The following is a 25456-nucleotide window of genomic DNA, read 5'->3' as shown; positions in this document are numbered from 1 at the left end:
ACATGAGCTAAAGGGATAGCCTGTTGTACTCGTTTTGGATTTCTTGCAGGAATTGATCAAACACACTGCGAACCGAGGGAATAAGATCTTGGCGAATCACAGCCGGTTTTTGTAAAGCTGCTGCTTCAATTTCTCCCAGCGTTTTTGCAAGATTCAGGGCACCTAAAGAGGCGCAACTCGATTTCAATGTATGTGCATAATAATGAACGCGTTTTGCTTCACTGTCGTCGATGGCCTTCAGTAAACCATCCATTTGAGTTCTTGAAGCTGTTAACGTGGCTCCAAGTAGGTTTAAGAAAAATCCAGGCATCTCTTCGTTTTTTTCAAACTCACGAAGGCCCTCCCACACTACTTTATCAATGATGTCTGATTTCATTTGAGCTTACTCGTATAGATGGCTCTGCGCAGATCCACGGGGTTGGTCATGCTTTTAGGAACGACTTGGCATTCAATACGAAACGTTCCTTTACCTGGCACCGGGGAATAGTTACGAACCCGCACTTGAAACGTGGCTTGCTTGAAAGTCACAAAGAACAATCCGCCTGGTGCTAGGTGAAAGGAAGAAATAAAGACGGCTTCTGTTTCATTGAGCTTAATAACTTTTAAGTCTGCACGCACTTGAAGCATTCCTAATCCATCACGTCGTCCTAAAAAATTTAAGGGAGAGATGTATCGGGAACTTAAAAGCGATCTTGCCTTGGAACGAAAGATCAGATCATCGACAGGCTTTGTGATGTAGTCATGAGCTCCAGCATCAAAGAGTCTTGCAAGAGTTTCTTCGCTGCGGTCACCGGTCACGATCAGCACTGGAACTTGGGGCTGCGTTTCTTTGACATATTTTAAAACTTCTTCACCCGAGCCGTCTTCCAATACCAAATCCAGGATCACCATTTTGGGTTGGGTTTTAGAAATCAGCTCAATGGCTTGCTTAACCGTCGGCGCACTTAAAATATCAGTGTCTTGGCTTTGTGCTCGCAAATATCCCGAAAGCAATTGCACTTGATCAGGAGCATCTTCAACAATAATAACCAAAGATTTTCCGGAGCTCAAAAGTTCCTCCCGAGATGATTACTGCGAATCCAAAGTCGAATGCGCTTAAAATCGGGTTCTGTCCAACCACTGACTTGGCAGAAGTTTCGAATCGGATTTTGACTGCCGCCCGATGACGACGGGCTTTTTTCATAATTTAGAAAAGTAATTCTTTGAGGTTGCGCGACATCGATCCCTTCAAAAAAGGGACTAGAGACTTTATTGAACGACAGGGGTTCGGAATTTGAGATCACACCCGATACACATAATCCAGTTTCACTGATCGCCAAAATTTGCATATCGAAAGAGGCTTCGATATCTAATGGAGCTTCCTCCGCTTCCAGGTTATAAATGCTGTCTTTAAGGCGTGAAAGCCATGAGGTGATCTTTTTATCCATGATCGAAGCATTAGCGGGTTTGATAACATAATCCAAGATACCAAGCTGCATAGAATTTTTAACTGTCTCTTGGTCTCCAGATCCCGTTAGCATCACTGCCGGAATAAATTTAAAGGGCCCTTTGCGAACCTCAATCAACCAGTCAACGCCGCTTGATTCAGGGCCTAAGGTCACATCGACGATCAAAAGGTGTGGTAAGACTTCTTCGATCCGTTTGGTCGCTTCCTCGGCTGTTAAAGCGTGATAGCACTTGAAGCCCCGATGCTCCATCATGGTCTTTAAAACCATAGTGCTATCAATCTGATCATCTAAGATCAGAGCGCAAAATTGTTGTTGAGGACTAATTGGCATCGCTTACATCCTGAGTTTCCTGCATATAGGAAAAGCCAAATAATGTTCCCAGGCAACTTTGTGCATGTTGTATTCATACAAGGAGTAATCAGAGAGATATAAACATTTTTTGAATTGCTAATCAGCAGTATTAGTAACTGATTCCGATTCCACCAACAAGACCGCCGTCGCTGGGTACGACATACCACGAAGACTGAACGTCTGATTTAGCTTTTGTGATAGCCTCGATGCGTTTGTTCTCTGCTTGGCAGGTTCCAAGCCCAAATGCTCCACCAATTGCAGCGCCCGCTACCACGTCGTGCAGATAATGAGCATTATCATTCATGCGGCTGACACCCACAAAAGTCGCTAACGAATAGGCAGCGATGCCCCAAGGCAATGAATGGCGGCAACCAACATAAGAAGCAAATGCAAAGGCTGAAGCAGTATGAGCCGAGGGAAAAGAATCGTGGACTTCCGATTTATTGGGGCGCTCCTCTTTGACCATCTTTTTTAAAACAGTCGTGGTCAGGCCCGCATACACCGTCGCGTACATCATGCCTGAGGCGTTTCTGATGGCGTCGCTGTCGTTATTGAAAAATCCCGTCGTGGCCATGGCACCTGCATAAATAAAATTGGGAATTTGCTTACCCATCAAATCACCAAAATTTGATGTCGAACCCAGTGGTTTATTTTTCGCAAGGTCGGCTTGAAACTGATCGCTGAAATTATCGCGAGTCAAAAGCAACGCACCCGTTAAGGCAGCACCACCGATTAGAAAATACTTACCATCGGTTGTCGCAGCACTTTTAAAATTATCCCAACCATCGATGCTGTCTACGGCGTTGTATTCTGATTTATTTTCCGCAAAACACGGCAAAGCCAAGCCCAGAGTGAGCAAGAAGCAGGTTGTCCGTTTTAAAATTTTGGGGAATTTTACCATTCCGTTAAGTGTATGCTATTTCTCATGGAATCTGCGAGATTTCTGTGACGCTTCTCATTCTTGGACCTTGGCTTGACTCTTCAACTCTTCTTGAAAGAGTTGTTAGGCACCAAAATACCCAACTGAATCAAGCTATCCTCATTTCTTTTTAGCTATAGAAAGAAAATAGGCGTTTTCGCTCTTTTTGGTGGCGCGAACCTTTTTGGCGGCCTTCTTTTTCGCGGGTGCCCTAGCCCCGTCGACTTTGGGACCGTCGAATTTTACGGTAAGGCCTAATAAAGGATTTGGTTTATTTACCTCACGAATCATCTGCTTTACTTGGTCTTCAAAGTCCTCGGACTCTGCGGGAATATACAGCCAGTCTTTGTTCGCGGGATGATTTTCTAAAAACAGGTACTTAAGAAAAAACGCGTTCTGAGCCTTTTTCTCAACGGGAAAAATGGCTCCATTCCAAAGCTCAAATGGATAAGAAACCCCTTTGTGTTCGTAAAGACCTTTACGCTCCACCAAAATCATTACAAGCTTCATGTCGACGTAATAGGCCATACCGCCATGCTTTGGTGCACAGTCATAACCTGGCAACAAAAGGTCTTCGATCCAATAAAGGTTCTTAAGTTCATTTTCCATCAGCAATTAATAATACTACATAAACTGATAGGGACGAATTTGTTTTAACATAAACTTACTCACGGCGTTTACGGTTCGATAAAAAATGTGGGACTTTAAGGTATTCTATTTAAAGGAGATCGTATGGCAACTGCACAATCGAAATCAGAAGCAAAAAAAGAATCCGGAAAGCTGTCCCGTTATCGCAAAGACAAAATTAAAAAAGCACAAAAAGAAGGTGGGTTTTCAGAGATCGCAACATCCCACACATCCAAACAAAAAATAATGAAAGCCGTTAAAAAGAAGATCCCACAGTAGGCTTTGAGTCCACCCACTTAAGCAATGGACCTGTCATAAATGTTGTCACGAGAGCCATAATCACCAACATTGTAAACAGGGTCGGTGTCAAAACTCCAACGGAAAGACCGATATTTAAAACAATCAACTCAACCAGACCGCGGGTATTCATCAAAAGTCCCAGTATCGTTGAATCTTTCGTGGAGTTTCCAGAAATTTTTGCGGCGGCAAAAGCACCACCGAATTTACCGAGGATCGCAAGGGAAATAATTATTAAGCAAAGCACCCAATGTTCACCGCTCGCAAGTAATCCCACTTGAGTTTTCACCCCCGTTAGTGCAAAAAATGCGGGTAAAAATAAAATCGCCACAAAATCCTGCAGTCGATCTGTAACATCTTTTGCAATCAAACTGTTGTGAGGAATAACGGCTCCAAACAGGAAGGCCCCAAAGAAAGCATGAATTCCTATAAGATGCGTAATTGTCGCAGAACCTAAAGCTCCCAGCACCACGATTGCTAAAGCGGCTTGAGGTAAACGCTCCGCCGATTTTTCGATGCGCGGGATGATCTTTCCGATCAGGGGGCGCACCACGAATAACATCACCAAAACATAGGCTGCTGTTAGAACAATTGTGAGCCCTGCCCCACCCATCGAGGATTTTAACAATCCTGTTACAACCGCAACCAGACACCACGCCGTGATGTCATCAATCGCGGCACATGTTAAGGCCAAATCCCCCAGCGAAGTTTTATGAAATCTGGAGTCTGCCAGGATTCGAGCAAGAACTGGAAAAGCTGTAATTGAAAGTGATACGCCAATGAACAATGAAAATTCTAAGTGACCAATTCCTGCCGGTGCATACTGGTCAAAAATCTGCCATGCCAATAAAAGGCCCAATGCAAATGGGAACAAGATACTTACCTGAGAAATAAGGACTGCCGACTTGGCAGAATGACGAAGTCTTGGAAGGTCAATCTCAAGTCCCATCACAAACAGATAAAAGGTAATACCGATTTCTGCGACATGCTTTAGAAAAACCATGGACTCAGGATGAAAAACCGTTTCTGTGAACCCGGGAAAAAAATAACCGATGACGGAAGGGCCCAGCACGATACCACCTAGGACCTCTCCCATGACCGAAGGCTGCCCGAGCTTACGGAAAATCATTCCAAAAAAACGAGCTACAGAGATAACGATTACCAAGGTCAAGAAAGCCGGAAGATGTTCCATGCGGGCATCTTATTGATACCCAATGATAGAATCAACCCTTAACATCTTTTAAAACACCAGGAGGTTCAGACGTGAAAACTATTCTTGCGACAGCGATTATATTGTTGGGATTTAACTCGTTTGCGGAGGATAACCAGAATGCGAAGCCTGTAAAAAAACCTGCTCCAACTTTTGATAAAACTTTGCAGAACTATGCCAATGCACCGAAGGATGTAAAAAGAGATTTGGACAAAGCTTCCCAGGAACGTCAAAAGCAACTGGATGATGCTGAAAAAAAACTTGAAGGAAATTAATTTCAAATAAAAAAGGCGCCTACGGGGCGCCCTTTTTTATCGTTAGTTACAGTATTTGCCCCACGTGTTTGCCGTCTTATCGCCCACGCCGATGTGAAGGGATGAGCTGCCATAGTGACCGATCGCGCGGATACGACCGTTTTTGCGCATTTTGCAAAGCTCTTTAAAAGCTATGTTTGCTTGCGAATTACTGGAAAAGCGAACATCAACAGAAGTACCGAAGGGATGTCTGCCTGCTGCGCCACCTACATTTTTGTTGTACGGCTCTGGTCTCCACCAGTTATAGATCATCGCTACAGAAATGCCTTTGGCTTGAAGGTCTTTAATCACCTTCACTGCTTCGATTGGATATTTCCAAGTGGATTCATCGGGATGAACTAAAACATGTTCTTGATCCGAACCATAAGTGCAAGAAAAGGTGTTATAGCTGCTTGGGTTCGGGCGCACCAATTGAGAGCACCATGCCGAATTATTAGTTTGTGCTGCGCACTTCGCTAAGAACTCATCTTTCTTATCAAGTCCCAAGTTGACGGAATTTTCTTGTTTGGTGGAAGCTTTCACACAACCCAATGCTTGAATGTCGGTGTTAATCGTCCCGAACTCTTCATGAATATGTTCGACAATGTCTTCGGAATCAGATTGGACCGTGTCGTTAGAATCTGCAGTGGAAGTTTGCGAGTCTCCGTTTGAGTTGAAAGACTGTTCAGTAAACTCAGGATCACCTTCGGCTCTAGAACAAGAAACGGAAACAAGACCAACGGTGGAGATCATCATTAGGCTTAATACGAATTTTTTAGTCATTGACCCTCACAGTGTTGCGGATGATTTGTGCAACAACAGAAGGGTGCCTTGCGAACGTGTAATTTTGGAAAAATAGTGGCAATCGCCACTAGATCTAGAGGTTGGTTTTATAAACAGCTGTAAGAATTAAGGATGAAAGTTTAGGGGCAACTAGAGGAAAGCCCCGACTAGCGGGGCTTTCAAGAAATCAAGTGAATGCACTTTGCCCAGTGATGGCACGACCCACGACTAAGCTGTTGATCTGCTTTGTTCCCTCGTAAGAGTACAACGCTTCAGCGTCACCCAGGAACCGCGCAACCTTATTGGAAATCAAAATCCCGTTCGCTCCCATAAGCTCTCGAGACATACTGGTAATCGTTCGACAGCCCACAGTACAGAATACTTTAGCGAGGGAGGCTTGCTCATCAGCCAAGCGTCCCTCATCCTGCAACTGACTTAAACGTGATACCATAGTCTGCATCGCTGTTAATTGAGATAACATTTGGGAGAGCAAATCTTGGGTCATTTGGAAACCTGAGATAGGACGGCCGAACTGACGACGATCCATTGTATACTTTAAAGTGTATTCATAGGCTCCCCTTGCGCAACCCACAGCCTGCCATGCCACGCCTGCACGAGTTGCTTTCAAAACTTTTGCGGTGTCTTTAAAAGAATTGGCATTTTGCAAACGACGCTCTTCGGGAACTTTAACATCTTTCAGACGAATGACCGCATTTTGAACTATTCTTAAAGCCATCTTGTCTTCAATTTTTTCTGTTTCAAGACCTGGGGTATTACGGTCAACGATAAAACCTTTCACTTGATTGTCGTCAACATCCTTAGCCCACACAATGATGTGATCTGCAAACGTGGCGTTCCCGATCCATTTCTTTTCACCACGGATCGTCCAGTGATCGCCACTGCGCTTGCAGGTTGTTTTTAAACCCATGGACGCCGCAGATCCCACTTCAGGTTCTGTGAGTGCGAAAGCTCCTATCTTTTCCATCTTAATCATGGCTGGCAGGAACTGACGTTTCTGTTCGTCAGAGCCGCACATGTAAATGGAATTCATCGCTAAACCACTGTGAACACCAAAGAACGTGCATGTGGAGACATCGACTCTCGCAATTTCTTGTCCGATCATTCCCTCAAGTAAGTTTGATTTTTGCTGGCCACCGAAAGATTTATCGTAAGTCAGACCACAGATATTCAGAGTTTTAAATTTTTCAATGATTTGAAAAGGGAATTCCCCCTTCATCCAGTATTCATCAACTATGGGCGCTACTTCGGATTGCATGAAGCTGCGAACCTTAGTGATCACCGCCTTTTCATCTTCGGATAAAAGATCATAGGTGTTATAAAAGTCACCGTTGATCTCAGGAAACTTGGGATTTTTTCGTTTTTTAATTTTACGAGCTTGATCTAAAAGCAAAAGCAGTTCTTCGCCTTCAAGATCCTTGATATACGCAATCACACCGGGAAGATTTTTAATCATCGCAAAATCAGATTTGCGTTTCTTTTCTGCTTCCTCATAGGCGCCTTTAAGTTTCCCTGCAAACTCATCCCAAAAATCAGACATAAATTCTCCTCTAGAGAATATGCTGGTAGAGCTTTAAATTACGAGCAAGTCCCAAGGATGAAAGATAACGCTCCATGTATATTCACAAACGAAAGGTTGGCTAAAGGGCGCGAACTTTTGTTTTTTCATAAAGACCTCTAATTATCGAGGCCTGCCCTAAACGAGTTCCCGGTTCAATTAATGTGGCAGCTGAAGCTGCAAGCCCCCAACGAAGAATCTCTTCTGCAGAGGAATTTCCCTGAGCTAACTGCGCGACCATGCAAGCAACCATCGAATCTCCTGCACCCACTGTAGAGCGGATTTTTACGGCAGGAATCTTTCCAAAAAAACTTGCTGCTTTCGTGACTAGCAAGGCTCCTCCTTCGACCGAAGACACACAAACATATTCACAATTTTTTAGCAAAGCTTGGGCTTTTGCTTGGACCGCCTTAATAGTTTTCACCTTGGTGCCAGTCATCTGCTGAAATTCTTCAAGATTGGGTTTGATCAAAAGAATATTTTTTACCTTTAGATCGGTAAAGGTTGTTCCAGGGCAATCGACCACCACTCTGACATTTCTTTTCTGGGCGGTTGTAATGAGCTTTTTCAAATCCGATACTTTATAACCCGGGGGCAATGACCCTCCGACAACCAGGATTTTAGCGCTTCGGTAGGATTTAAAAATTCTGATCAACTTCTCTTTTTCAGCTGAGGAAATTTGCGGCCCGGCAAAGCTCAAGCGAGTTTGCCGATGATTCTGTCTATTCGAAACCGTGACGTTGATTCTGGTGGACTGCTTAACCCTGGTAAAATCAACGGGGATTTTTTCAAGTTTCAGCAAATTCAAGACTTCATCTCCGGTTGCGCCACCCAGGAATCCCGATGCCACTACCGGCACTTGAAATCGATTTAAAATTCGAGCGACATTAATAGCATTACCCCCGGGTGCTCTTTGTTCATCATGAACATAAGCTTTTTCGTCAGGCTTCATGGCGTCAACAACGCCGTTTATATCGAGAGCAGGATTGGGCGTGATTGTAACTACTTTCATTTGGCACCTCGAAACCATGCTGCCACAAAGAATACGCTAAAATCCTATGTTTTATGTCAGAATTTCCGAGCTGATCACGCTTTACGAAGATCAAAAAGGAACGACGTAGGCTTTTTCTAAAGCCGAGTGAAAGCCGATATTGCTGTTGGAGACGTAAAGTTTTTTAGCGGCTAAATCAAAGGCGATGGTTTGGCTGAAATCAGAATATCCACTGGTGTTCCAAAGAAGCTGGCGGAATTTTGCGATTTCTTTTCCTTGGCGGTCAATGACAGCCAGTTCGCGATGACCGAAGTAGTGCATGATCATACTCCAGCCGTCGCGATCTCCCCACCCGCTGATATTTAAGAAATTAGGATTTGGTTTTTTAATTCTGGCGCCATCAAAAGACATCACCAGGGTCAGACCAATTTTTTCAAGTTCGCACTTGTTGGTGAAGCCAAAGCATTTAAAAGCTAGCAAGGATTCCTCTTTGGTGCGTTTGCCATATTCAAAGCTTTCTATTTTTTGATTCCCAGAGAACGGCAGATTCAATTTGAAAAAGAAAGCGAACAATATCGCTCCCAATAAAACCATCATCGCAAATAAATTTTTAAAGATGCTCATGCCACCTAAGTATAGTTCTGATTTCTTTTGCCTGACAAACTAAATGGTTCCTTCTGGCCCCGGACTCGTTGGTACGGTCTTCGCTTAAAGGATTTTAGCAACGACGAATTCGTCAGAAAGACACCACTAACAAAGGACAACTCAATGAAAAGAATGATTCTATCTGTAATTGCTCTCTGTGCTTTCGCGCAAATTTCCCACGCTTATGAATTGGATTACTCTGAAAGCGAAGAAATCGCTGCTCCCCGTCGCCCAGGATTTGATGATCGCAGAGATGATGGACGTCGCGATGATCGCCGTGACGATGATCGTCGTGGTGGTAACAACGGCCCAAATCGCCCCGGCTACCCAGGAAATCCGGGACATGGTAACCCAGGTGGCCCCGGTCACGGTGGCCCAGGACACGGTGCTCCTCGTATTGAATACGTGACGTGTGAATCCCAAGGAAACCGCTACAATACTTGCTATGTTGATCCATACGGCATCCGTAACTTTTACCTTGCAAAACAACGTTCCAACACTCGTTGCGAGCAAAACAGAAACTTCGGTCTTGCTGGCAGTCACATTTGGGTAGACAAAGGTTGCCGCGGTGTATTCGCAATCGAAAGATTCTAGGACACATTTGTAGTTTCAAACGGTGTTTCAAAAATAAAAAACCGGAAGCCAACAAGCTTCCGGTTTTTCTTTGTTTGAATTTTAATTCCGTCAGACTATTTTACGATACCACCCACATAGTGAATGATAACAGAATAGTTCCCAACTTTTTCTAGAAGAGAAGAATCCAGAGTCACAGTGTTACCACTAACTGTGTAATCCTTGTCCTTAGTCAATTTCATACCATTCAATTCTACGTACTCGATACCCAAGAAAGTGCTGTCATTAACTTGGTAAGTATTTTTCGCGAAATCCACAACACGAGATTTAAGAGTCGCGAATGAAGAACTCCAGTCTGTGTTACAGATATTGAAATTCGCACCACCCAACGTTTTGATCAAGGATTGGTATTGAGTGCTTGGGCGAGCAAGACATGGACTTGTGTTTTTATCGTAAGCAGTGAAACCAAAAGACTTAACGGCCGTCGCGCTACCAAAGGCCTTAGCCATGCGACCCTGGAATGTCGCAGGAGTGATATAGTCTTCATTTTCGATCAAGGATGATTTTTTAATATTATCATAGCCGTTCGTCACTGAAGAGTTCGCGAACTGAATGGACGTATTGCCGTTGAATGCGGAAGAGTCGTCGTCAGTTACGAACACGAACACTTTTTGAGAGTCTTTTCTAAAGAAAGAATTCAATGAACCATAGGCACCATTGTACTTGCTGTTAGATTTTGCAGCCACACACAAGGCATCACCTGATGGATTCGATGGGCATGTTGAAATCGCTGCTAAAAGCATTGGATTATAACTGTGCACCATGAAATTCACTTGGTGACCGGACGAAGTAAAGTCAGCAAGTCTGATATTAGTATTGATGCTGACAGCGTCAGCCTGTGAAATCAAAGCCACACGGATATCAATTTTGCTATCAAGAGCTTCAACGAAAGCTTTAAAGTTTGCTTTCACGCGATTCACGTTTTGAACCATGGATACGGAGTTATCGATAACCCATACCATATCAATAGATTTCGCAGTCGACGACGAAGCAAAGCTTTGTGATTTAGATTCAGTCTCAGGAGTAACCCCTGCACTGTTATTGGCGTCTTGCTGAGCAAAGTTGTAACTTTGTTCAGCACAGTTCTGAAATCCCACAATCATCAGCAAGGCTGAAACAATAAGTACCAGTTTTCTCACATGGCCCCCCACGTAATGAATAGTAAAAGCAAGGGCCGTGCCTGGTGGAACGAATCATATCCACTCTGAGCGGAGGCGATTGTATTGGTTTTTAAACGAAACTTATGATTTTAAAGGGAAAAACTCTTCGATTACAGTCACTTAAAGGTGTTTCACTGCACGAATGACGATGTCTATTAGGTGAACATCTCAGAATGAGATATTCACCTAGACTTCAGGAATGACTTCAATTTTTAGAATTTGAAAATCTGATTCAAACGCTGTTGGAATGCTGGCAACTGAAAGAATCCGCAATGACCACCGATCGGCAAAACCAAACCGCGAGAACCGAATTGAGACTTCATCCAGGCGATGTCTTCCGACTTAGAAAACAAATCATCAGCGCTGTCGATAAAGTACAAGCTTTCGTTATCGCGGATATAATCAGCGAATTGGAAAATGCTGGCATCATGATTCATTTGTTGAACAGAGTAAGAAGCACCTTCACTTTGTCTCACACTTGGAAGCAGGAACTCATTCAAGTAACGAGCAAAGCTGACGGCAGCCGCCTCGGCGTTGCGAGCATTGCGTTTGTACTTAGTGGCCGGGCTTTTTAAGATACCAAGATCTTTCACTTGTTGAGAGGCGAAAACCAAATCACCTAAGCTGTTGCGGAACTCGCTGCCAATCAGATATTGCATTTCAAGATTGCTGAAAGCTTCCTCTTTAAATACGCGATCAATCTCAAGGGGATTTTTAAGATTGATTTTGCCACCCGTTACCAAGTCCGTCACGCGAGTCACTTTGAAAGAGATGTTTTGCTTTTGATTAAAAGAAAGTGATTGCTCCAAAGATGCTAAGCGATCCAATTTTTGAACGGCATAAAGCAAATTCGCAGGAGGATTGATCACCAACACCTTTTTAAAGTTAAACAAACGAGCTTGGTCGTCTTGTTTTTTTACGAACAAACTTTGCAGTCCACCCAATGAGTAACCGACAAGTGAATAGCTACGAGGCGTGATGCCGTTATTTACACGAAGCTCTTTGGAAACTTTTGCAAAGGCCTTATACAGATCAGCAGCATCGCGCGGAGTATAACCAGGAAGCCCCGTTTTGCTGCCTGCTACGGAAAACTTCCATGAAAACGGATTATCCACCGTTACAACATGATAGCCTGTTTTAAACAGCTGTTCTGCCAGGACTAAAGCTGCCGCCGATTCCGCCGTACCACCCGTTCCTGGGATGATGAAAACTAGAGGAGCCGTGTTATCAGAACGCAAACGATAGTTATAGTTGAAATTTGCCACGCGCTCCATCAGGGGAGTTGATTTACGAGAAGGCAAAATCGTCACAGAACTTCTGACGAAGGAAGAATTGCTTTCAGGCATCACAAGAGTTGAGGTGATTGTCGCAGCAAATGGATTTTTTAAAAAATCAGGGATATCAGCGGCAAAGACATTAAAAGCGAAAACAGTAACTAATAAGAATGAAACGAAGGGCATAAACTACTTTCTTTTAAACGACTCCGATGGAGGCGACGTGCAAGCAAGATATGCTTCAGCGTCTGGCGCATTCTTAAGAAAGTTTGAGTAAAAGCGCAAGAAGTTGTTATTTAGGGCCCCAAAAGCAGCTGACAGTGAGTAATTATGGCAACAATGCCTGATGGAATTCCTTGTAGGACAGGTCAGGCTTCTTATCCACGTTCACTCGGTCGAATTCCTTATCCAACCGGGCAAAAAGCTCGTCTATTGTGATGAGTCCGTCCTTATTCGTGTCGGCGCCTTCGCATATCTTCGGTGCGAAGATCGCGGGACAAAGCTTTTTAGCTGGCAAACGTCCCATATCCCCCGCATCGATCTGGGAATAACGGCCTTGGAAGTACATTTTAAACTCATTTCGAGAGATTGATTTTGAGTTGTCTAATTCGGCGTTTTTGATGGAATTGATAATATAACGATCGCTGGGCTTTTTAGAACCACACCCAACGATAAACAACATGGCTAAAGCCCCAAATAAGAATTTCACTAAACAGTCCTCGCCTAGTTATTCTCTCCCGATTCTTGGAGTCGTTGTCACGGGATATTAAGTATTCAAACGCGCTTTAGGACTTTAGTTTCGAGAATAGCTAAAGTTGCCGTTTGTCGCTTCTGGGCGCTTTGCAGGCGTCTTTCCGTCATGAGAGCTATGGTTATAGCCAAAGCTCAAATTTCCCTGAACAATGTTGAATTCCGGAATACTGTACTGGTTGATGTTATAAATATCGTAAATCATTTCGCCGACAGCAGCTTGGGTCGATCCATCACAAGTTCGACCTGCGACATCTTTCGCCACCCCAATGGCCCAGTCAGAATAACCACAATAAGTGAGGTTGTTATAATTGCTCACTAGAGTTGAATTCAAAGGCGTTAGAGTTAAGGTCGCAACTTTTAAATCCAATTCAACCGAGCCTGATGTGGCAAGCTTACTGCCAATCGAATACGTGCCCGTGATTTCCATTTTTGCGATACCGCTTGTGCATCCTGCCCCGTAAGCCGTAGCACTTTGATAGAAGCTTCCCCCAGCAAACCTTGCAGTATTAATCCCATAAATCGATGAGGTGCCAGAATACGAACAACCTGTTATCCAAGTCCCACCCTCTAAACTTGTCGAAGGAAAAAGGTCTTCTTTGGTACAGCCCATTAGCACGAATATACATAAGAACAGGTTTATATTTTTCATATCCATTCTTTCGGCAGCCCTACGATAAACTTCAAATAATTTATTTTGACAGGTTTTATTAGACTTTACCCTTGTCCTCAGTGACTCTGTTGTAAGTGGACAATTCTTTCCAATACTGGGAAATCAACTAGTATGAAATGGTCTTTTTTAGTTATCGCCCTTTTCCAAATCTTAACCACCCAGGTCGGAGCTCAAGCCAAAGACGCAAACACGATTACTTGGATGAGATGGGATGATCCCCCGATTTTTGTCATGTCGGGTCCCTTTCAAGGTACTGGGGTATTGGACATCACTCAGAAGCTGGTTACCGAAAAGCTTTCCAAATTTCAGCATGTCTCGATAGAAAGTACCGTTCATCGAGTCCTGATAGAAGCTGAAAAGAAAACTCATGCATGCAATGCCGGATGGCTCGATACTCCTGAATGGCACAAACTGTTTTATTTTTCGAAGCCCGTGTTTGTTATTCCTGCCAATGGGATTTTAATGAAGCAAAGTAAGCTTAAGGAAGTTCAACAACTCGAGCCCTATTCTTTGCAAAAATTTTTAGACAAAAAAGCCCATTGGAAATTAGGAGTAGGACGACTTTACGGCGAGGGCATCGACCCCGTCCTTGAGAAAAATCATTATAAGAAAAATAATAAAATTATCACCATTAGTACCAGCTTGAAAGTGCATCAGATGTTGCACAGTGATCGCATCGATTACACTTTGGGATACCCCTTCGAAGCTGTTTATTACAATGAACTGTTAAAATCCAAGGACAAGGTGATTTACCTCCCCTTAACCGACAATAACAACTTTGTGAATGTCGTCGTTGCCTGTCCTCGTGATGATTGGGGTAAGAATATTGTCGCTGAAGTGAATACCCTTATCCAGCAAAGTCCGGAGTTACTGACAAGCATCCGTCATGGTGTGGATCGCTGGCTGAGTGAAGAGGATCGCCAACGCTTAGAAGGCCCTCGCAAAGCGATGTTGAAAAAGTACTGGCAACGTTGACGTTGTGCAGAACTGCAAAGGTTCTGCGGTGAGTAACGGAGCTTAAATTGACCCGGTGGGAGTGCTCTATTACTTCATTGTTATGAAGTTTGTTATCCCCGCGATGTTGCGTTCAGTATTAATGGTGTTTATCACCGTTTTCCTGTCTGCATATGGTTGGGCTCAGGCAAAACCTACGGCCGCCCTTCATTTGATGACTTATCAATCTTGGGGATTCACTGTTGATTCCTCACCCCAAGGTGAACGCGTTCGTCGCATTTTACAATCTGCCAAGGACTTGGGATTTACTTCTGTCATTTTGAATTTCCGCGCGCATATGATCACGGGAGTCAGCTCTGATATCCGCCCCGCTGTTCCCGTTAATGAACAGGCGATGGAAGAAAAATTGGTTTTACAAACTGTCGCCTACGCAAAGTCGCTGGGACTGACAGTGTCTTTCCGCCCGATTTTATTGGTGGTGGGACCCAAAGGTGAATTCCCTTACGTGGAAAATAAAAAAATCTATTGGTGGCATGGCAATATCAAACCAAAAAATCCTAATGCTTGGTTTGCGAGTTACTTTAAATACCACGAGCGATATTTAAAACTTGCCGCCAAAGCAGAAGCAGAAATGTATTCCATCGGTGCCGAGATGAATTCGATGACGTCAGGGTTAGGTGACCGTGAACCTTCATGGCGTTTAGGCTTCCCCGCAAAATGGGTGGAGATGATTGGTAAAGCTCGCGAGATTTTAGGCAGTCGCACTAAGATCACTTACGGCATCAACTACACGGATCAATATGTGGAAATCGGTGGGCAAAAAATCGTTGGTGGCGAAATTGAACAGTGGAAGTTCTATATGACCGAAACTTTCACCAAGCCTGTAAATCAAAAACATCAACAAGACCTGCAGGCACTTTGGAACTCTTTGGACGTTATCGGGTTTGATTATTACCGCGCACTTGCCAGTCAAAATGAAAAATTCTCGAGCGATTATGTAACACTGGTTCGTCAATTGGAGTCTCGCCCGCAATCCCATGCTTCACAGCTTGATACGGTTCTTACTGAAATTGCCCTGGCTTTGGGATCTGAAAAGCCGGCCTTTATTCAAGAAGTGGGTTACAGCAGTACAGAGAATTGTTTCTTAGAACCAGCTGCTTATGAAAGTAACAAAGGAAAGCTTAATCTTTTGCATCAAGCTGCGGCTTGGGAGGCTTTCTTAAAAGCGTACTGGGCACCTCAATGGCCATGGATGACGGGTTTTGGAATGTGGCAAGTCTTGGTTGATGAAGACACCTCTGCCACGGACAAAGGCTTTACGCCCTTGCAGAAACAACCTATACAAGGTGTTTTACAAAAATATCTTCTTTAATGTTTCTTAGGCTTTTTCTTTTAGGAAACCGAAAATCTTATCTACCATGAAATCAGGCTCCATGGGACTGCCGCACTTTGTGCAAACCAGTTCCGGCAAATGCACTTCATGAGGAAGTTGGTTCGCAGCATATTTATAGTGAACATCGTTTTCTAGTTTCATCGTCAATTCATGAGCGCAGGACTCACACAAGAAGGGCGCATAAAAAGAAGTGATGATTGTTCCCTTTGGAACAAAACCGTGAACGATATTAACTTGATTAACGATAACGTAAGGGCACTCTTCCATTATAAGTTTGGTGCCAAGTGAAAAACGAACTGTCCATGAAATCCAATTTTTCACACCAATGGAATTGATAAAAGTCACCTTGGCCATGTTCAATTTGATATGTTTAAAATTCTGAACTTTCACATCAAATAGTTCTGTTTTCTCGCTGATTGGTCCCTCGAGAAAGATTTCGATCGCATCGCCATTCGTTTTTTGATTCATGCAAATATGATGAAAGAATTGAATGCGAGTGGCAAGGTCTTTGGGCCCCACCCCCACCTTTTGGAGTCATATTAAAGTAGAGTCACATCTGCACGACTACTTAAAGACCTTCTATTTCCAAAAGCATCTTTTTTACCTCAATCCCACCCGCATAACCGGCTAACTTTCCGCTGGCCGCAATCACACGATGACAAGGAACGATGATACTCACCGGATTTCTGCCATTGGCAGTTCCGACGGCGCGACAGGCGTTTGCGTCTTTTAGTGCCGTGGCGATATCCTTATAAGATTGCGTCTTTCCGTAAGGGATTTTAGCAAGTTCCGCCCAGACGCGCTTTTGGAATTCTGTTCCCTCAACGTCCAGAGATATGGAGAAAGTCTTGCGCTCCCCTTTTAAATATTCGCTGACCTGAACTTGTGTTTGATCCAAAATATTTTCCATCGCGGCAGTTCCCACGATATAGGGAACGTCCTTCTGCTCTTTCCATAGCAGGCCCCGGAGTCCCATTTCTGAAGCCACTAAAAAAAGAGGTCCCACTTTTGTTTGAAACTTTCTTTGAACAATTATCATGGGGACTTCCTTTTCTTTTTCTTACTGAGGTTATCAGAATAGCTTCGCCAAAAAAGGGCTGCCACGTAACCTCGCCAGGGGCGCATTTTTTCTATAACCTCTGGGGGATGATGCGCAAGAGCTCTGTTTAAAATCAAGTCACTCGCGGGAAAGGTATCCGTGCTTCGCAATGATTTTAAAGCGATATAGTGAGCCGTCCACGGTCCGATACCCTTAATTGCAAGGATGGCTTTTAAAAACTGATCAACGTCCTGAGTCGCTTCCAGGGAGACTCGGCCCTCAAGAATGGCTTTGGAAAACTCTTTCAGAGTTTGTTTGCGAATTCCTGTGGTTTTTAAATTCGTCAGGTCTGCATTTAAAATCTGTTCTGGCGTCGGAAATAGCTTAATCCTATGCCCTTGCCGTTCAAGGCCCGAATCCGTGCCCGCAATCTCGATCAGACCATGCAAGAGTTGTTTTCCAAATTCGACACTGACAAGTTGGCCAAGGATTGCTCCAATTGCTAGTTCAAAGGGATCCCATCCTGATGGCAAGCGAATCCCCGGATGAAGCTTCAACATTTTTTTGATATCTTTATCGGTTTCCAAAGAGTTTGCGATGATGACCGGATCAGAATCCAGATCAAACATTCCTCGCACGCGATGGATGATCGCTTGAATTTGAGTCGTATCTGGAAAATCAATTTCAACTATCAAGGACGACCGCTCCCTGTCATTACTGATCGTGACGTAACCCACGTCCTTGCCAGAAGACACCACTCGGGTCATTGAATCCCCTGTGAACCACTCGAGTTTTCCGACACTATGATTGCGATAGGACTGCATCAGACCGTCGAAATCCAAAGGAGGCCGATAGGGCAAAGCAATTTTTAAGCCTTCGCTTTTGGAAACCTGAGCTTTACGAATATCACGAGGTGCTTTTTTAAAACGGTTTTTAAAAGCATCATTGAAACGGCGAACTGAACTAAAGCCCGCTGCGAAGGCGGCGTCAGCTATTGTTAGATTCGTTTCAACTATCAGCTTGCGGGCTAAGTTTAAACGATTTTCAAATGCTAACTGTTTGGGCGTTTTCCCAATTTCCTCGACGAACAGACGGCGCAGGTGTCGGGCTGTTATACCAAATTTTTCGGCAAAACGGTCTTCATCGAAATCTAACGTGTATTGAGAATTTAAAACCTTCATGGCGCGCTGAACTGTCGCTGACTTTCCAATCCATGCGGGCGATTGAGGGGCGCTTTCAGGACGGCAGCGCAGACAAGGTCTGTAACCTGCGGCTTCTGCTTGGTGGGAGTTTGGGAAGAATTCAATATTCTCACGTTTGGGCTTAGCAGGACATATGGGGCGACAATAGATTCCTGTGGTTTTCACTCCCACAAAGAATTTGCCATCGAACCGAGGGTCCCTGGCTTTCATCGCTTCATAATAAATATCGTCTCGCTTCATGGAGCTACCATAGCATACTCGTTTAAGAATAAGTGGCCATTTTCGGACATGATCGGCAACTTGAGTGGTTTTGATAGTTTACACAGGACCGCACAGCGCTATGGATAAAAACTGAAACTGGATTTCAAATAAAGTTACCAGGAGGTATTTATGCCTAGAGGATCGAAAGAGAGCTATTCGCCAAAACAAAAAAGAATGGCTGAACATATTGAAGACAGCGAAAAGAAACAGGGTAAAACAGCCAAAGCAGCCGCAAGAATTGGCTGGGCTACGGTGAACAAAAAAACCGGCGGTGCCAAAGGTAAAAAAGCCAGTACGACTTCGGGTGCTAAGAAAAAAACGGCTTCTAAACGTACTACTAAACACTAAATAAAAGACGAGGTCCTTTTTTAAGGTACCTCGTCTTTTTTTTAAGGACAGTGCTTTTTACTTATCTTTTATCAGGCGAATTCGGTTTGGACATATTTCCATGCATCTTCGCAGCAATCGATTGCGGCATCATCTTAGCCATAGTTGTTTGAACCTTGTTCATGAATGATCCGGCGACAACCATGTCTTTACCTTCCATCAAGGCTTTAAAGCCCATTTCCGCCACTTCTTGTGCGTCATCTTTTTTGGATTGCCCTACTTTTGTATCTTCCATTCCCGCGCGGGCGAAAAAGTTTGTTTCCGTCGGACCTGGCAGCAAGGCTGTCACGGTAATTCCCTTATCGATATTTTCTGCGCGCAGAGCTTCCGCAAAAAATTGGATAAACGCTTTAGTACCGGAATACACGGCTTCGTAAGGACCCGGCATAATAGCTGCGACCGACGATGTGAATAGAATTCGTCCGTGGCCTTTGGCAAGCATGTCTCTGAGAACTAATTTCGCCAGATGGACCGTTGAAATCACATTGAGTTTTAACATTTTGATTTCTTGATTTAATGACGTCTTATCAAAGGTCGCACCACCAACACCGATACCGGCGTTTAAAGCGATGGACTCAACGGGACAGTTGATGGAGAGAATTTTTTGATAAGTTGCTTCAATCCCTTGTGGCTCCGTCAGGTCCGCTTGAACGACGTGGACTAAATTTCCATGTTCTCTGAAGGCATCCGCAGCAGTGTGAATCCCCGCATCCTCTGCAACGATAACCAAGTCATATCCATTCTTAGCAAATTCATGGGCTAAGTAATAACCGATGCCGCTGGATGCGCCTGTCACCACCGCTAGTTTTTTCTCAAATTTTTCTTTTTCTGCCATAAGCGTCCCTCCTTTGGTTAATAAAAAATCTCTCGTTTATAATGAGCTTTCTCGAATCAGAAAGGGAGCCATGTTGATGAACTACAACTAAACTCGCTTACGGAAGTCCTAATTATGTGGCCAATAAAACAAAACTCTTCCAGCTTTGCATTAAAACTCTGCCTTCTCTGGTCTTTCATTTTTCGGGTTAAGAGAGATTATAAGGCTGCCAAGATTTCTACTGCTTGTCGATTGTCACCGAACCTCACGGAAAGGAGCACGGTATGAACACTCGAAGACAACATCGAATGCAAAATTATGGTCATAGTTATGGCCAAGGTTACGACCAGGGATACAGTGACTATAATCAAGGTCGCTATGGTTTCAGTCATGGGTTCTCTCGTCAGAATGAAAGTCAAAACCAAAACCAAAACTACAGACAACAACAACAACAACCGCAACGAAACGAACGCTCATCACATTATGCAGAAGACCGAGGAAGTTATCGCACTCAACAACGAGATTACGACTCAAACTATTCTCCCCGAACCCAATATATAGATGAAGACTATGGTTACGATTATCGTCAACAGTTTGACGACAGAAGTCGTCATCATGAGGACCGAAACTATAGATTTTCACGGGATGAAAATCGGGAACCTCGGGATGCGCATCGAAACATGCGATTTGAAGAGGATAGAGATATGGATAGAGATTACCGCAATATGCGCCACTATTAGTGACAAGCTAAAACATAAGTGCTTCAATTTTTAATTGAGGTGCTTATGTTTGGTTTATTTGAAAGGCCACTGATTGTGGCTCCGATGGCTGGAGGCCCTTCCAGCGCCGAGCTTATTGCGGCCGCCTCAAACGCCGGCGCTTTAGGATCGATCGGCGCCGCGTATTCAAGTCCCTCTGCTATCAAAGAAATAACCGAAAAAGTTCGCTCGCTCACCGCAAAACCAATCGCCATAAATCTTTTTATTCCACACCCCCAACCTGTGGTGACGGAAGTTCAAGCGCAAAATGCAACAACGGCGATGGCCCCGTTTCGGCAAAGTTTTGGTCTGCCAGTTCCGGTACTCACCCCACCTTACGAAGAAGACTTTGATCAGCAATTTGAAATGGTTCTTAAACTTAAACCCGAATTTTTTAGCTTTGTCTTTGGAGTGCTGCCGAAAGAATACACCCGGGCTGCGAAGTCAGAGGGAATAAAACTCATTGGTACGGCAACAAGTTTAGACGAAGCTTTGGAATTGAAAGAAAACGACGTCGATGCCATCACGCTTCAAGGAATCGAGGCTGGTGGACATCGCGGACTTTTTAGCCCAGTTGAGCAAGATCCTGAAATTCCGATGTTACCTTTACTTATTGAATGTCATAAAAAAATCAAAACACCCCTGGTTGCCGCCGGCGGAATTATGAATTCCACCGACATCAAACTTGCCTTAAGTAACGGAGCCACTGCTGTTCAAATGGGAACTGCCTTTCTGGCGACCGAAGAAGCTGGCACAAACCCCGCTTACAAAAACGCCGTTTTGCAGCCCGACCGAAAGACAAAAACAACCCGCGCTTTTTCAGGACGTCTGGCTCGAGGAATTATAAATCCCTTTATGCAAAGCATGGACGACAATCCGTCGGCGATTCTTCCATTCCCGGCGCAAAATAAATTCACCCGCGATCTTAGGAATGCGTCCGCGGCTGCAGAGTCGCCTCAGTGCCTTTCCTTGTGGTGCGGAACCGGGAGTGGCGAAATGTGGACTGGCACTGTCGCTGGACTGGTCGATCAGCTATTTGCCCCCTCAAAATAAATTAAGCATAAATTAGTCAGCGGAGGAGTCATGACTCTGAAACGACAGATGTGGCTTTGGTTTTAGGATTTATTGTCGTCCTGGTTTCCGTGAGGTTTTTATCATTCTTAAACTCCTCAACTCTTATGAAAAACTTCGATAACGTCGCTATGACACAGCTGCCAGCAGTTCGTTACATGACGTTGGCAGATATGATGCATGATGGTCTTCGTGCCGTGGCACGGGGAGCTTTGTTATCTGCAAAAACCGGCGACAAAGCGGGTCTTGAGGAATCTCAGACCGAAGTTAAAGAAATGTCTGCTAACTTTAAAAACTATATTGGAAAACTGAGCGCCCTCGATCTGCAAACGGAAACCAAATCAGCTTTGTCAGGTGTGATGCCTGCTATGCAATCCTACATCGAACAATCAGAAACGATCGTGATGCTGGCAAATACCGAAGGATTTGATGCTGCAATCTCGAAACTCCTGACTTTGAAAAAGCCTTTAAGATTTTAGAAGCGGAAATGGAAAAACTGGGAGACTTAATTGAACGGGATGCAGGTACGGTTCATAACTCGGGATCAAACTTAAGAACGATCAACTTAATCACCGCGGTCCTAGGCGCGCTTCTTTGTATTGTACTGGGCGCCGTGATTATAAGAAAATTAGGGACACGCATTTCAGAAATCGCCCGGGGCGTTCAACAAACCGGTGGCGAGTTGGATGAATCCAGCAAAGCCTTAACGGAAACCAGTACAAAATTAGCTTCCGGTGCTACGGAATCCGCGGCGTCCTTAGAGGAAACCGCCGCCTCTTTGGAAGACATCACGAATGCCTTCAAAGTCACGTCCGATGCTGCGATCAGTGCTGCCGAAGTTTCAGAAAAGACGTTGCAGGCTTCCATTAAAAGTTCTGAAGCCACCCGTCACTTGATTCAGTCGATGCAAAACCTTGAAGCCTCCGCTGCAAAAATGGGAGACATCATTCAAGCGATCGATGATATTGCTTTTCAAACAAATCTATTGGCATTGAATGCATCCGTCGAAGCGGCTCGTGCTGGAGAACTTGGCAAAGGCTTTGCCGTCGTCGCGGATGCCGTCCGTGAGCTTTCGCAAAGAAGTGCCGGTTCTGCCCGAGACATTGCCTCCATGATCGAGGAAAATCGCTCACAGATTATCGAAGGCTCGCGGATTGCAAAAGAAAGCGAGCAGTTCATGGGCGAGGTTTTGGAATCTGTGAAAAAAGTTTCTAGCATCAATGCCGAGATATCCAAATCCTCTCATCAGCAATCCTCGTCCATTCAACAAATCAGTCTGGCATTTGGAAGAATCGATCAGACATCCCAGGAAAATGCCAAGGTTGCACAAGTGGTTTCTGAGATGTCTGAACGAATCTCTCAGGCGTCCCATCATGTTGGAGATATCTTGACCACTCTTTCAAAACTTACAGGGAAGGCAGAATAGATATTCATCCGATGTTGGATGTTTTAGCAATCCTGGATTGTTCGCTCTTTAACAACTGTTGGAAAAAATAAGTTTCATAAAAACGGGAACAAATTAATACTGAATCTGCTCCAGAGAGCATCAACTTATTTATGACCTAGCCGATAAGATAGGTACATTGCTCTCATTGTACGTTTTTTCCAGGAGTTGATGTATCAAAAAGAGACGATCTAACGACATCATAGTTGTATTAATATTGTTGTGCGCAGTTGGCTTTATCTTCTTCATGAAAGATTTTCTGGCCAAGGATCGCTGCATAGAAAAACGCGGCTGTTGGGATGAAGTTGAAAATACCTGTCGCAAAGATGAGCCCAACGCGGAATATCTGTGCTCGCGTAAGAAACCTAATTAAGAAACTTAATTAGCCCCAGCAATATTTTTCATTTCGGTTTCTGTTGTCTGTCTTTTGACGGTTCAACTTGTGAAATAGTTATCTCTTTCTTAAGTTGGGGATGGAGAAACTATGGAGCCAAAAGACAGAGAAATTAAAACCGTTATGCATCAGGTGAAGACTCGCATTCTTACAATTAAAAGTATGGAGCAAGTTACTTCGCGTATTAAACGAATTACATTTACTGGTGACGAGCTGAGCGATTTTATATCGCTTTCACCTGATGACCATATTAAAGCTTTCTTTCCCTATCCTGGCGAAGACAAACCTGTAATGCCAGTGATGGGTCCGAATGGCCCCACAACACCCGAAGGTGGGCGCAAACCAATCATGCGGGATTATACTCCAGTTCGCTATGATAACTCTGCCCGCGAGCTCGATATTGAATTTGTCTTGCACGGAGACGGCCCCGGATCGCAGTGGGCGCAAAACGCACAAATAGGACAGACTCTGACAATCGGAGGCCCGCGCGGGTCTCGCGTTGTACCTTACAACTTCGATTGGTATTTGATGATTGGCGATGAATCTGCGATTCCCTCTTTTGCTCGTCGCCTAAAGGAACTTCCCAAAGATTCTCTATCGATCGTTGTGATTGAAACTGAAGATGCGTCACAAAAAATAGACCTTGAACACAACGGCAAAGTGGAAATTCACTGGATTTATCGCAATGGTAGACCTGCAGGACAAGTGGAAGAACTGAAACACAAGGTTTCAAGTCTTCCAGTGTTTAGTGGCGATTACTTTGCGTGGGTTGCCTTAGAAAAATCCTGTGCCATGCAAATCAAAGACTTACTAATCACGATACGCGGCGGACGCGAAGAGTGGATTAAGGCGACAGGCTATTGGCACGCTGAAAAAAACAATTAGTGGAAACTTCCGCCCGGTGACCAAGACGGAGGATCGCTTGCGGGGAACGAGTCGTCAATATACGTGTCGACTTCTTTATCGTCTTTTTGTTCATCTGTAAAAACGGGTGTATCGCGTCGAGATTGCAGGATTCTGTTGATCACGTATCCCACAGCAACTGCGCCCGCTGCCGCTAATATAATATTTCTTGTTCTCACAAATCCTCCTTACTAAAGTAAAAGGGGCGCCGAATTGCGATGCCCCTTTTCGCTTAAACCTATTCATCATCTTCCATTGACGAAGATTGATTTCTTGATGACGAGCGAGAAGAAGATCCAGAAGAACCGCTTCTGCCACTTTGAGATTTACTGGAACCAGTACGACCTTGAGCACTTTGTTTAGTTTTCGAACTTTTTTGATTCGATTTATTGGTAGCCATGAGGCACCTCCCTTATCTGACTGTGACTATAAGTGAACTTTTTTTCAGGAGAAGGACCGGTGTGCGAATACATAGCAAAACCCAGCCGATGGTTTGAGCGAAAAATTTGTATTTTCCTAGAGGGAAGATTTTTAAAACACACCGGCTCCTTTTTTGACTGAGAATAAAGGATGTCTGTTGAACAATTGATAAGGAGGCCAAGATGGCAGTACGCAAAATTCAATCGAACCCGGAAGACATCGTCCAACTGATCCTAAATGACCACATCCTTTTAAAACAGCTCATCGAGATTATGAAAAGTGACGACGCTGATTTTCGAGTGAAAAAAGCCGCATTCGAAAAATTTGCACCAGCTTTGATCGCTCACGCCAAACCTGAGGAACAAACCTTGTATATAAAAATGAAAGAGGAAGATCATACCGTCGAGGGCCTTGAGGGCGATGTGGAACACGCTCTGGCGGATCAGTTGTGCGAAGAATTAAAACGCACCACCGATCGCGATATGTTCATGGCAAAAGTAAAGGTCCTGGCGGAGCTGGTTGAACATCATATCGAAGAGGAAGAAGAAGAAATGCTTCCCGAATTTAAGCACGACATTCCACTCGAAGAACGTGTGGATTTAGGAATGCAATACCTGCAACTTCAAGGTGAGCTTGATGCACAAGGGGATACCGATTCACCTTCTGAACGATCGCTCAACCTGTAAACAGGAATATGAGAAATGTCTCTGGTAAATGAGATTTTCCAGAGACATTTTGCTTCGAAATCCTAAATGAGTATCCCTCCGAAACCCACTCCAGAATGTG

At 44.2% G+C, this 25456-nt stretch carries 33 protein-coding genes; 13 read left to right on the top strand and 20 right to left on the bottom strand.

The window, feature by feature from the left end:
• Positions 1–7 precede the first annotated feature (7 nt).
• The 5 genes from B9G69_RS10180 to B9G69_RS10160 all read right to left on the bottom strand — a co-directional run bounded on the left by B9G69_RS10180 (position 8) and on the right by B9G69_RS10160 (position 3327).
• Positions 8–376, bottom strand: coding sequence for an Hpt domain-containing protein (locus B9G69_RS10180; RefSeq protein WP_088615146.1), 369 nt, complete (start codon positions 374–376; stop codon positions 8–10).
• Positions 373–1050: a response regulator gene (locus B9G69_RS10175; protein ID WP_088615147.1), complete on the bottom strand. Its 678-nt coding sequence runs from the start codon at positions 1048–1050 to the stop codon at positions 373–375. Before B9G69_RS10175 ends, B9G69_RS10180 begins: the two co-directional genes overlap by 4 nt.
• Positions 1047–1778, bottom strand: coding sequence for a response regulator (locus tag B9G69_RS10170; protein ID WP_088615148.1), 732 nt, complete (start codon positions 1776–1778; stop codon positions 1047–1049). The genes B9G69_RS10175 and B9G69_RS10170 overlap by 4 nt, the downstream gene beginning before the upstream one ends.
• 130 nt (positions 1779–1908) lie before the next feature.
• Positions 1909–2658 carry a phosphatase PAP2 family protein gene (locus B9G69_RS10165; protein ID WP_176400942.1) on the bottom strand — a complete coding sequence of 250 codons (750 nt, stop codon included), beginning with the start codon at positions 2656–2658 and terminating at the stop codon, positions 1909–1911.
• 180 nt (positions 2659–2838) lie between these two features.
• Complete coding sequence (locus B9G69_RS10160; RefSeq protein ID WP_088615150.1) at positions 2839–3327, bottom strand: hypothetical protein; 489 nt, start codon at positions 3325–3327, stop codon at positions 2839–2841.
• Positions 3328–3450: 123 nt separating this feature from the next.
• On the opposite strand from B9G69_RS10160, the gene B9G69_RS10155 reads away from it, so the two are divergent.
• On the top strand, positions 3451–3624 hold the full coding sequence (locus tag B9G69_RS10155; RefSeq protein ID WP_176400943.1) for a hypothetical protein: 174 nt from the start codon (positions 3451–3453) through the stop codon (positions 3622–3624).
• Here B9G69_RS10155 and B9G69_RS10150 read toward each other — a convergent pair.
• A complete protein-coding gene (locus B9G69_RS10150) occupies positions 3602–4834 on the bottom strand; it encodes a cation:proton antiporter (protein ID WP_088615151.1) in 1233 nt (410 codons plus the stop codon). The genes B9G69_RS10155 and B9G69_RS10150 overlap by 23 nt on opposite strands.
• 71 nt (positions 4835–4905) lie before the next feature.
• Here B9G69_RS10150 and B9G69_RS10145 point away from each other — a divergent pair, with 71 nt between their 5' ends.
• Positions 4906–5127, top strand: coding sequence for a hypothetical protein (locus B9G69_RS10145; RefSeq protein ID WP_088615152.1), 222 nt, complete (start codon positions 4906–4908; stop codon positions 5125–5127).
• A gap of 42 nt (positions 5128–5169) precedes the next feature.
• Here B9G69_RS10145 and B9G69_RS10140 read toward each other — a convergent pair whose 3' ends face one another.
• From B9G69_RS10140 to B9G69_RS10125, 4 genes are all read right to left on the bottom strand, one after another.
• Positions 5170–5928 carry a hypothetical protein gene (locus B9G69_RS10140; RefSeq protein WP_176400944.1) on the bottom strand — a complete coding sequence of 253 codons (759 nt, stop codon included), beginning with the start codon at positions 5926–5928 and terminating at the stop codon, positions 5170–5172.
• Between the two features lie 187 nt (positions 5929–6115).
• Positions 6116–7486, bottom strand: a complete 1371-nt coding sequence (locus B9G69_RS10135; protein ID WP_217897689.1) for an acyl-CoA dehydrogenase family protein — start codon at positions 7484–7486, stop codon at positions 6116–6118.
• 100 nt (positions 7487–7586) lie between these two features.
• Positions 7587–8516, bottom strand: coding sequence for a 1-phosphofructokinase family hexose kinase (locus tag B9G69_RS10130; RefSeq protein WP_176400945.1), 930 nt, complete (start codon positions 8514–8516; stop codon positions 7587–7589).
• A 90-nt stretch (positions 8517–8606) separates the two neighbouring features.
• Positions 8607–9119 carry a hypothetical protein gene (locus tag B9G69_RS10125; RefSeq protein WP_088615154.1) on the bottom strand — a complete coding sequence of 171 codons (513 nt, stop codon included), beginning with the start codon at positions 9117–9119 and terminating at the stop codon, positions 8607–8609.
• A gap of 144 nt (positions 9120–9263) precedes the next feature.
• Between B9G69_RS10125 and B9G69_RS10120 the strand changes: the two genes are divergently transcribed.
• Positions 9264–9734, top strand: a complete 471-nt coding sequence (locus tag B9G69_RS10120) for a DUF3011 domain-containing protein (RefSeq protein ID WP_088615155.1) — start codon at positions 9264–9266, stop codon at positions 9732–9734.
• A gap of 95 nt (positions 9735–9829) precedes the next feature.
• On the opposite strand, the gene B9G69_RS10115 is transcribed toward B9G69_RS10120, so the two are convergent.
• The 4 genes from B9G69_RS10115 to B9G69_RS10100 all read right to left on the bottom strand — a co-directional run bounded on the left by B9G69_RS10115 (position 9830) and on the right by B9G69_RS10100 (position 13609).
• Positions 9830–10912 carry a hemoblobin-interacting domain-containing protein gene (locus B9G69_RS10115; protein WP_088615156.1) on the bottom strand — a complete coding sequence of 361 codons (1083 nt, stop codon included), beginning with the start codon at positions 10910–10912 and terminating at the stop codon, positions 9830–9832.
• Positions 10913–11145: 233 nt separating this feature from the next.
• Positions 11146–12393 carry an alpha/beta fold hydrolase gene (locus tag B9G69_RS10110; RefSeq protein WP_088615157.1) on the bottom strand — a complete coding sequence of 416 codons (1248 nt, stop codon included), beginning with the start codon at positions 12391–12393 and terminating at the stop codon, positions 11146–11148.
• A gap of 142 nt (positions 12394–12535) precedes the next feature.
• Entirely contained in the window at positions 12536–12916 is a 381-nt protein-coding gene (locus B9G69_RS10105; RefSeq protein ID WP_141096904.1) for a hypothetical protein, read from the bottom strand.
• 84 nt (positions 12917–13000) lie between these two features.
• The gene (locus B9G69_RS10100) at positions 13001–13609 is read right to left on the bottom strand and encodes a hypothetical protein (RefSeq protein ID WP_141096905.1); all 609 of its coding nucleotides are present in this window, start codon (positions 13607–13609) and stop codon (positions 13001–13003) included.
• A 132-nt stretch (positions 13610–13741) separates the two neighbouring features.
• On the opposite strand from B9G69_RS10100, the gene B9G69_RS10095 reads away from it, so the two are divergent.
• Both B9G69_RS10095 and B9G69_RS10090 read left to right on the top strand, forming a co-directional pair.
• The gene (locus B9G69_RS10095) at positions 13742–14605 is read left to right on the top strand and encodes a TIGR02285 family protein (protein ID WP_088615160.1); all 864 of its coding nucleotides are present in this window, start codon (positions 13742–13744) and stop codon (positions 14603–14605) included.
• A gap of 82 nt (positions 14606–14687) precedes the next feature.
• Positions 14688–15956 carry a glycoside hydrolase family 113 gene (locus tag B9G69_RS10090; RefSeq protein ID WP_265437720.1) on the top strand — a complete coding sequence of 423 codons (1269 nt, stop codon included), beginning with the start codon at positions 14688–14690 and terminating at the stop codon, positions 15954–15956.
• A 6-nt stretch (positions 15957–15962) separates the two neighbouring features.
• Here B9G69_RS10090 and B9G69_RS10085 read toward each other — a convergent pair whose 3' ends face one another.
• The 3 genes from B9G69_RS10085 to B9G69_RS10075 form a co-directional block, all read right to left on the bottom strand.
• On the bottom strand, positions 15963–16445 hold the full coding sequence (locus tag B9G69_RS10085; RefSeq protein WP_088617148.1) for a hypothetical protein: 483 nt from the start codon (positions 16443–16445) through the stop codon (positions 15963–15965).
• A gap of 100 nt (positions 16446–16545) precedes the next feature.
• Positions 16546–17016, bottom strand: coding sequence for a methylated-DNA--[protein]-cysteine S-methyltransferase (locus B9G69_RS10080; protein WP_088615162.1), 471 nt, complete (start codon positions 17014–17016; stop codon positions 16546–16548).
• Positions 17013–18458: a DNA-3-methyladenine glycosylase 2 family protein gene (locus tag B9G69_RS10075; protein WP_088615163.1), complete on the bottom strand. Its 1446-nt coding sequence runs from the start codon at positions 18456–18458 to the stop codon at positions 17013–17015. Before B9G69_RS10075 ends, B9G69_RS10080 begins: the two co-directional genes overlap by 4 nt.
• Positions 18459–18653: 195 nt before the next feature.
• Here B9G69_RS10075 and B9G69_RS10070 point away from each other — a divergent pair, with 195 nt between their 5' ends.
• Entirely contained in the window at positions 18654–18827 is a 174-nt protein-coding gene (locus B9G69_RS10070) for a hypothetical protein (RefSeq protein ID WP_265437719.1), read from the top strand.
• A 61-nt stretch (positions 18828–18888) separates the two neighbouring features.
• On the opposite strand, the gene B9G69_RS10065 is transcribed toward B9G69_RS10070, so the two are convergent.
• On the bottom strand, positions 18889–19701 hold the full coding sequence (locus B9G69_RS10065; RefSeq protein WP_088615165.1) for an SDR family NAD(P)-dependent oxidoreductase: 813 nt from the start codon (positions 19699–19701) through the stop codon (positions 18889–18891).
• Positions 19702–19964: 263 nt separating this feature from the next.
• Here B9G69_RS10065 and B9G69_RS10060 point away from each other — a divergent pair, with 263 nt between their 5' ends.
• From B9G69_RS10060 to B9G69_RS10035, 6 genes are all read left to right on the top strand, one after another.
• Positions 19965–20420, top strand: a complete 456-nt coding sequence (locus B9G69_RS10060; RefSeq protein ID WP_141096906.1) for a hypothetical protein — start codon at positions 19965–19967, stop codon at positions 20418–20420.
• 45 nt (positions 20421–20465) lie between these two features.
• Positions 20466–21491 (top strand): NAD(P)H-dependent flavin oxidoreductase, encoded by a 1026-nt coding sequence (locus B9G69_RS10055; RefSeq protein ID WP_088615168.1) that lies wholly within the window; start codon positions 20466–20468, stop codon positions 21489–21491.
• Between the two features lie 50 nt (positions 21492–21541).
• Positions 21542–21988, top strand: coding sequence for an MCP four helix bundle domain-containing protein (locus tag B9G69_RS10050; RefSeq protein WP_176400946.1), 447 nt, complete (start codon positions 21542–21544; stop codon positions 21986–21988).
• 8 nt (positions 21989–21996) lie between these two features.
• Positions 21997–22935, top strand: coding sequence for a methyl-accepting chemotaxis protein (locus tag B9G69_RS10045; RefSeq protein WP_088615170.1), 939 nt, complete (start codon positions 21997–21999; stop codon positions 22933–22935).
• A gap of 265 nt (positions 22936–23200) precedes the next feature.
• Positions 23201–23326: a hypothetical protein gene (locus tag B9G69_RS10040; protein ID WP_254916840.1), complete on the top strand. Its 126-nt coding sequence runs from the start codon at positions 23201–23203 to the stop codon at positions 23324–23326.
• A 111-nt stretch (positions 23327–23437) separates the two neighbouring features.
• Entirely contained in the window at positions 23438–24232 is a 795-nt protein-coding gene (locus tag B9G69_RS10035; protein WP_088615171.1) for a siderophore-interacting protein, read from the top strand.
• Here the strand turns inward: B9G69_RS10035 and B9G69_RS10030 are convergent.
• Both B9G69_RS10030 and B9G69_RS10025 read right to left on the bottom strand, forming a co-directional pair.
• Positions 24229–24429 carry a hypothetical protein gene (locus B9G69_RS10030; RefSeq protein ID WP_088615172.1) on the bottom strand — a complete coding sequence of 67 codons (201 nt, stop codon included), beginning with the start codon at positions 24427–24429 and terminating at the stop codon, positions 24229–24231. The genes B9G69_RS10035 and B9G69_RS10030 overlap by 4 nt on opposite strands.
• Positions 24430–24488: 59 nt before the next feature.
• Positions 24489–24650: a hypothetical protein gene (locus tag B9G69_RS10025; RefSeq protein WP_176400947.1), complete on the bottom strand. Its 162-nt coding sequence runs from the start codon at positions 24648–24650 to the stop codon at positions 24489–24491.
• 202 nt (positions 24651–24852) lie between these two features.
• Between B9G69_RS10025 and B9G69_RS10020 the strand changes: the two genes are divergently transcribed.
• Positions 24853–25356, top strand: coding sequence for a hemerythrin domain-containing protein (locus B9G69_RS10020; RefSeq protein WP_088615173.1), 504 nt, complete (start codon positions 24853–24855; stop codon positions 25354–25356).
• The last annotated feature ends 100 nt before the right edge of the window (positions 25357–25456 follow it).

This window comes from Bdellovibrio sp. SKB1291214 (genome assembly GCF_002209355.2).
GTDB lineage: Bacteria > Bdellovibrionota > Bdellovibrionia > Bdellovibrionales > Bdellovibrionaceae > Bdellovibrio.
Note: the sequence above shows the minus strand (reverse complement) of the source record. Positions and strands in the feature narration are given on the sequence as shown.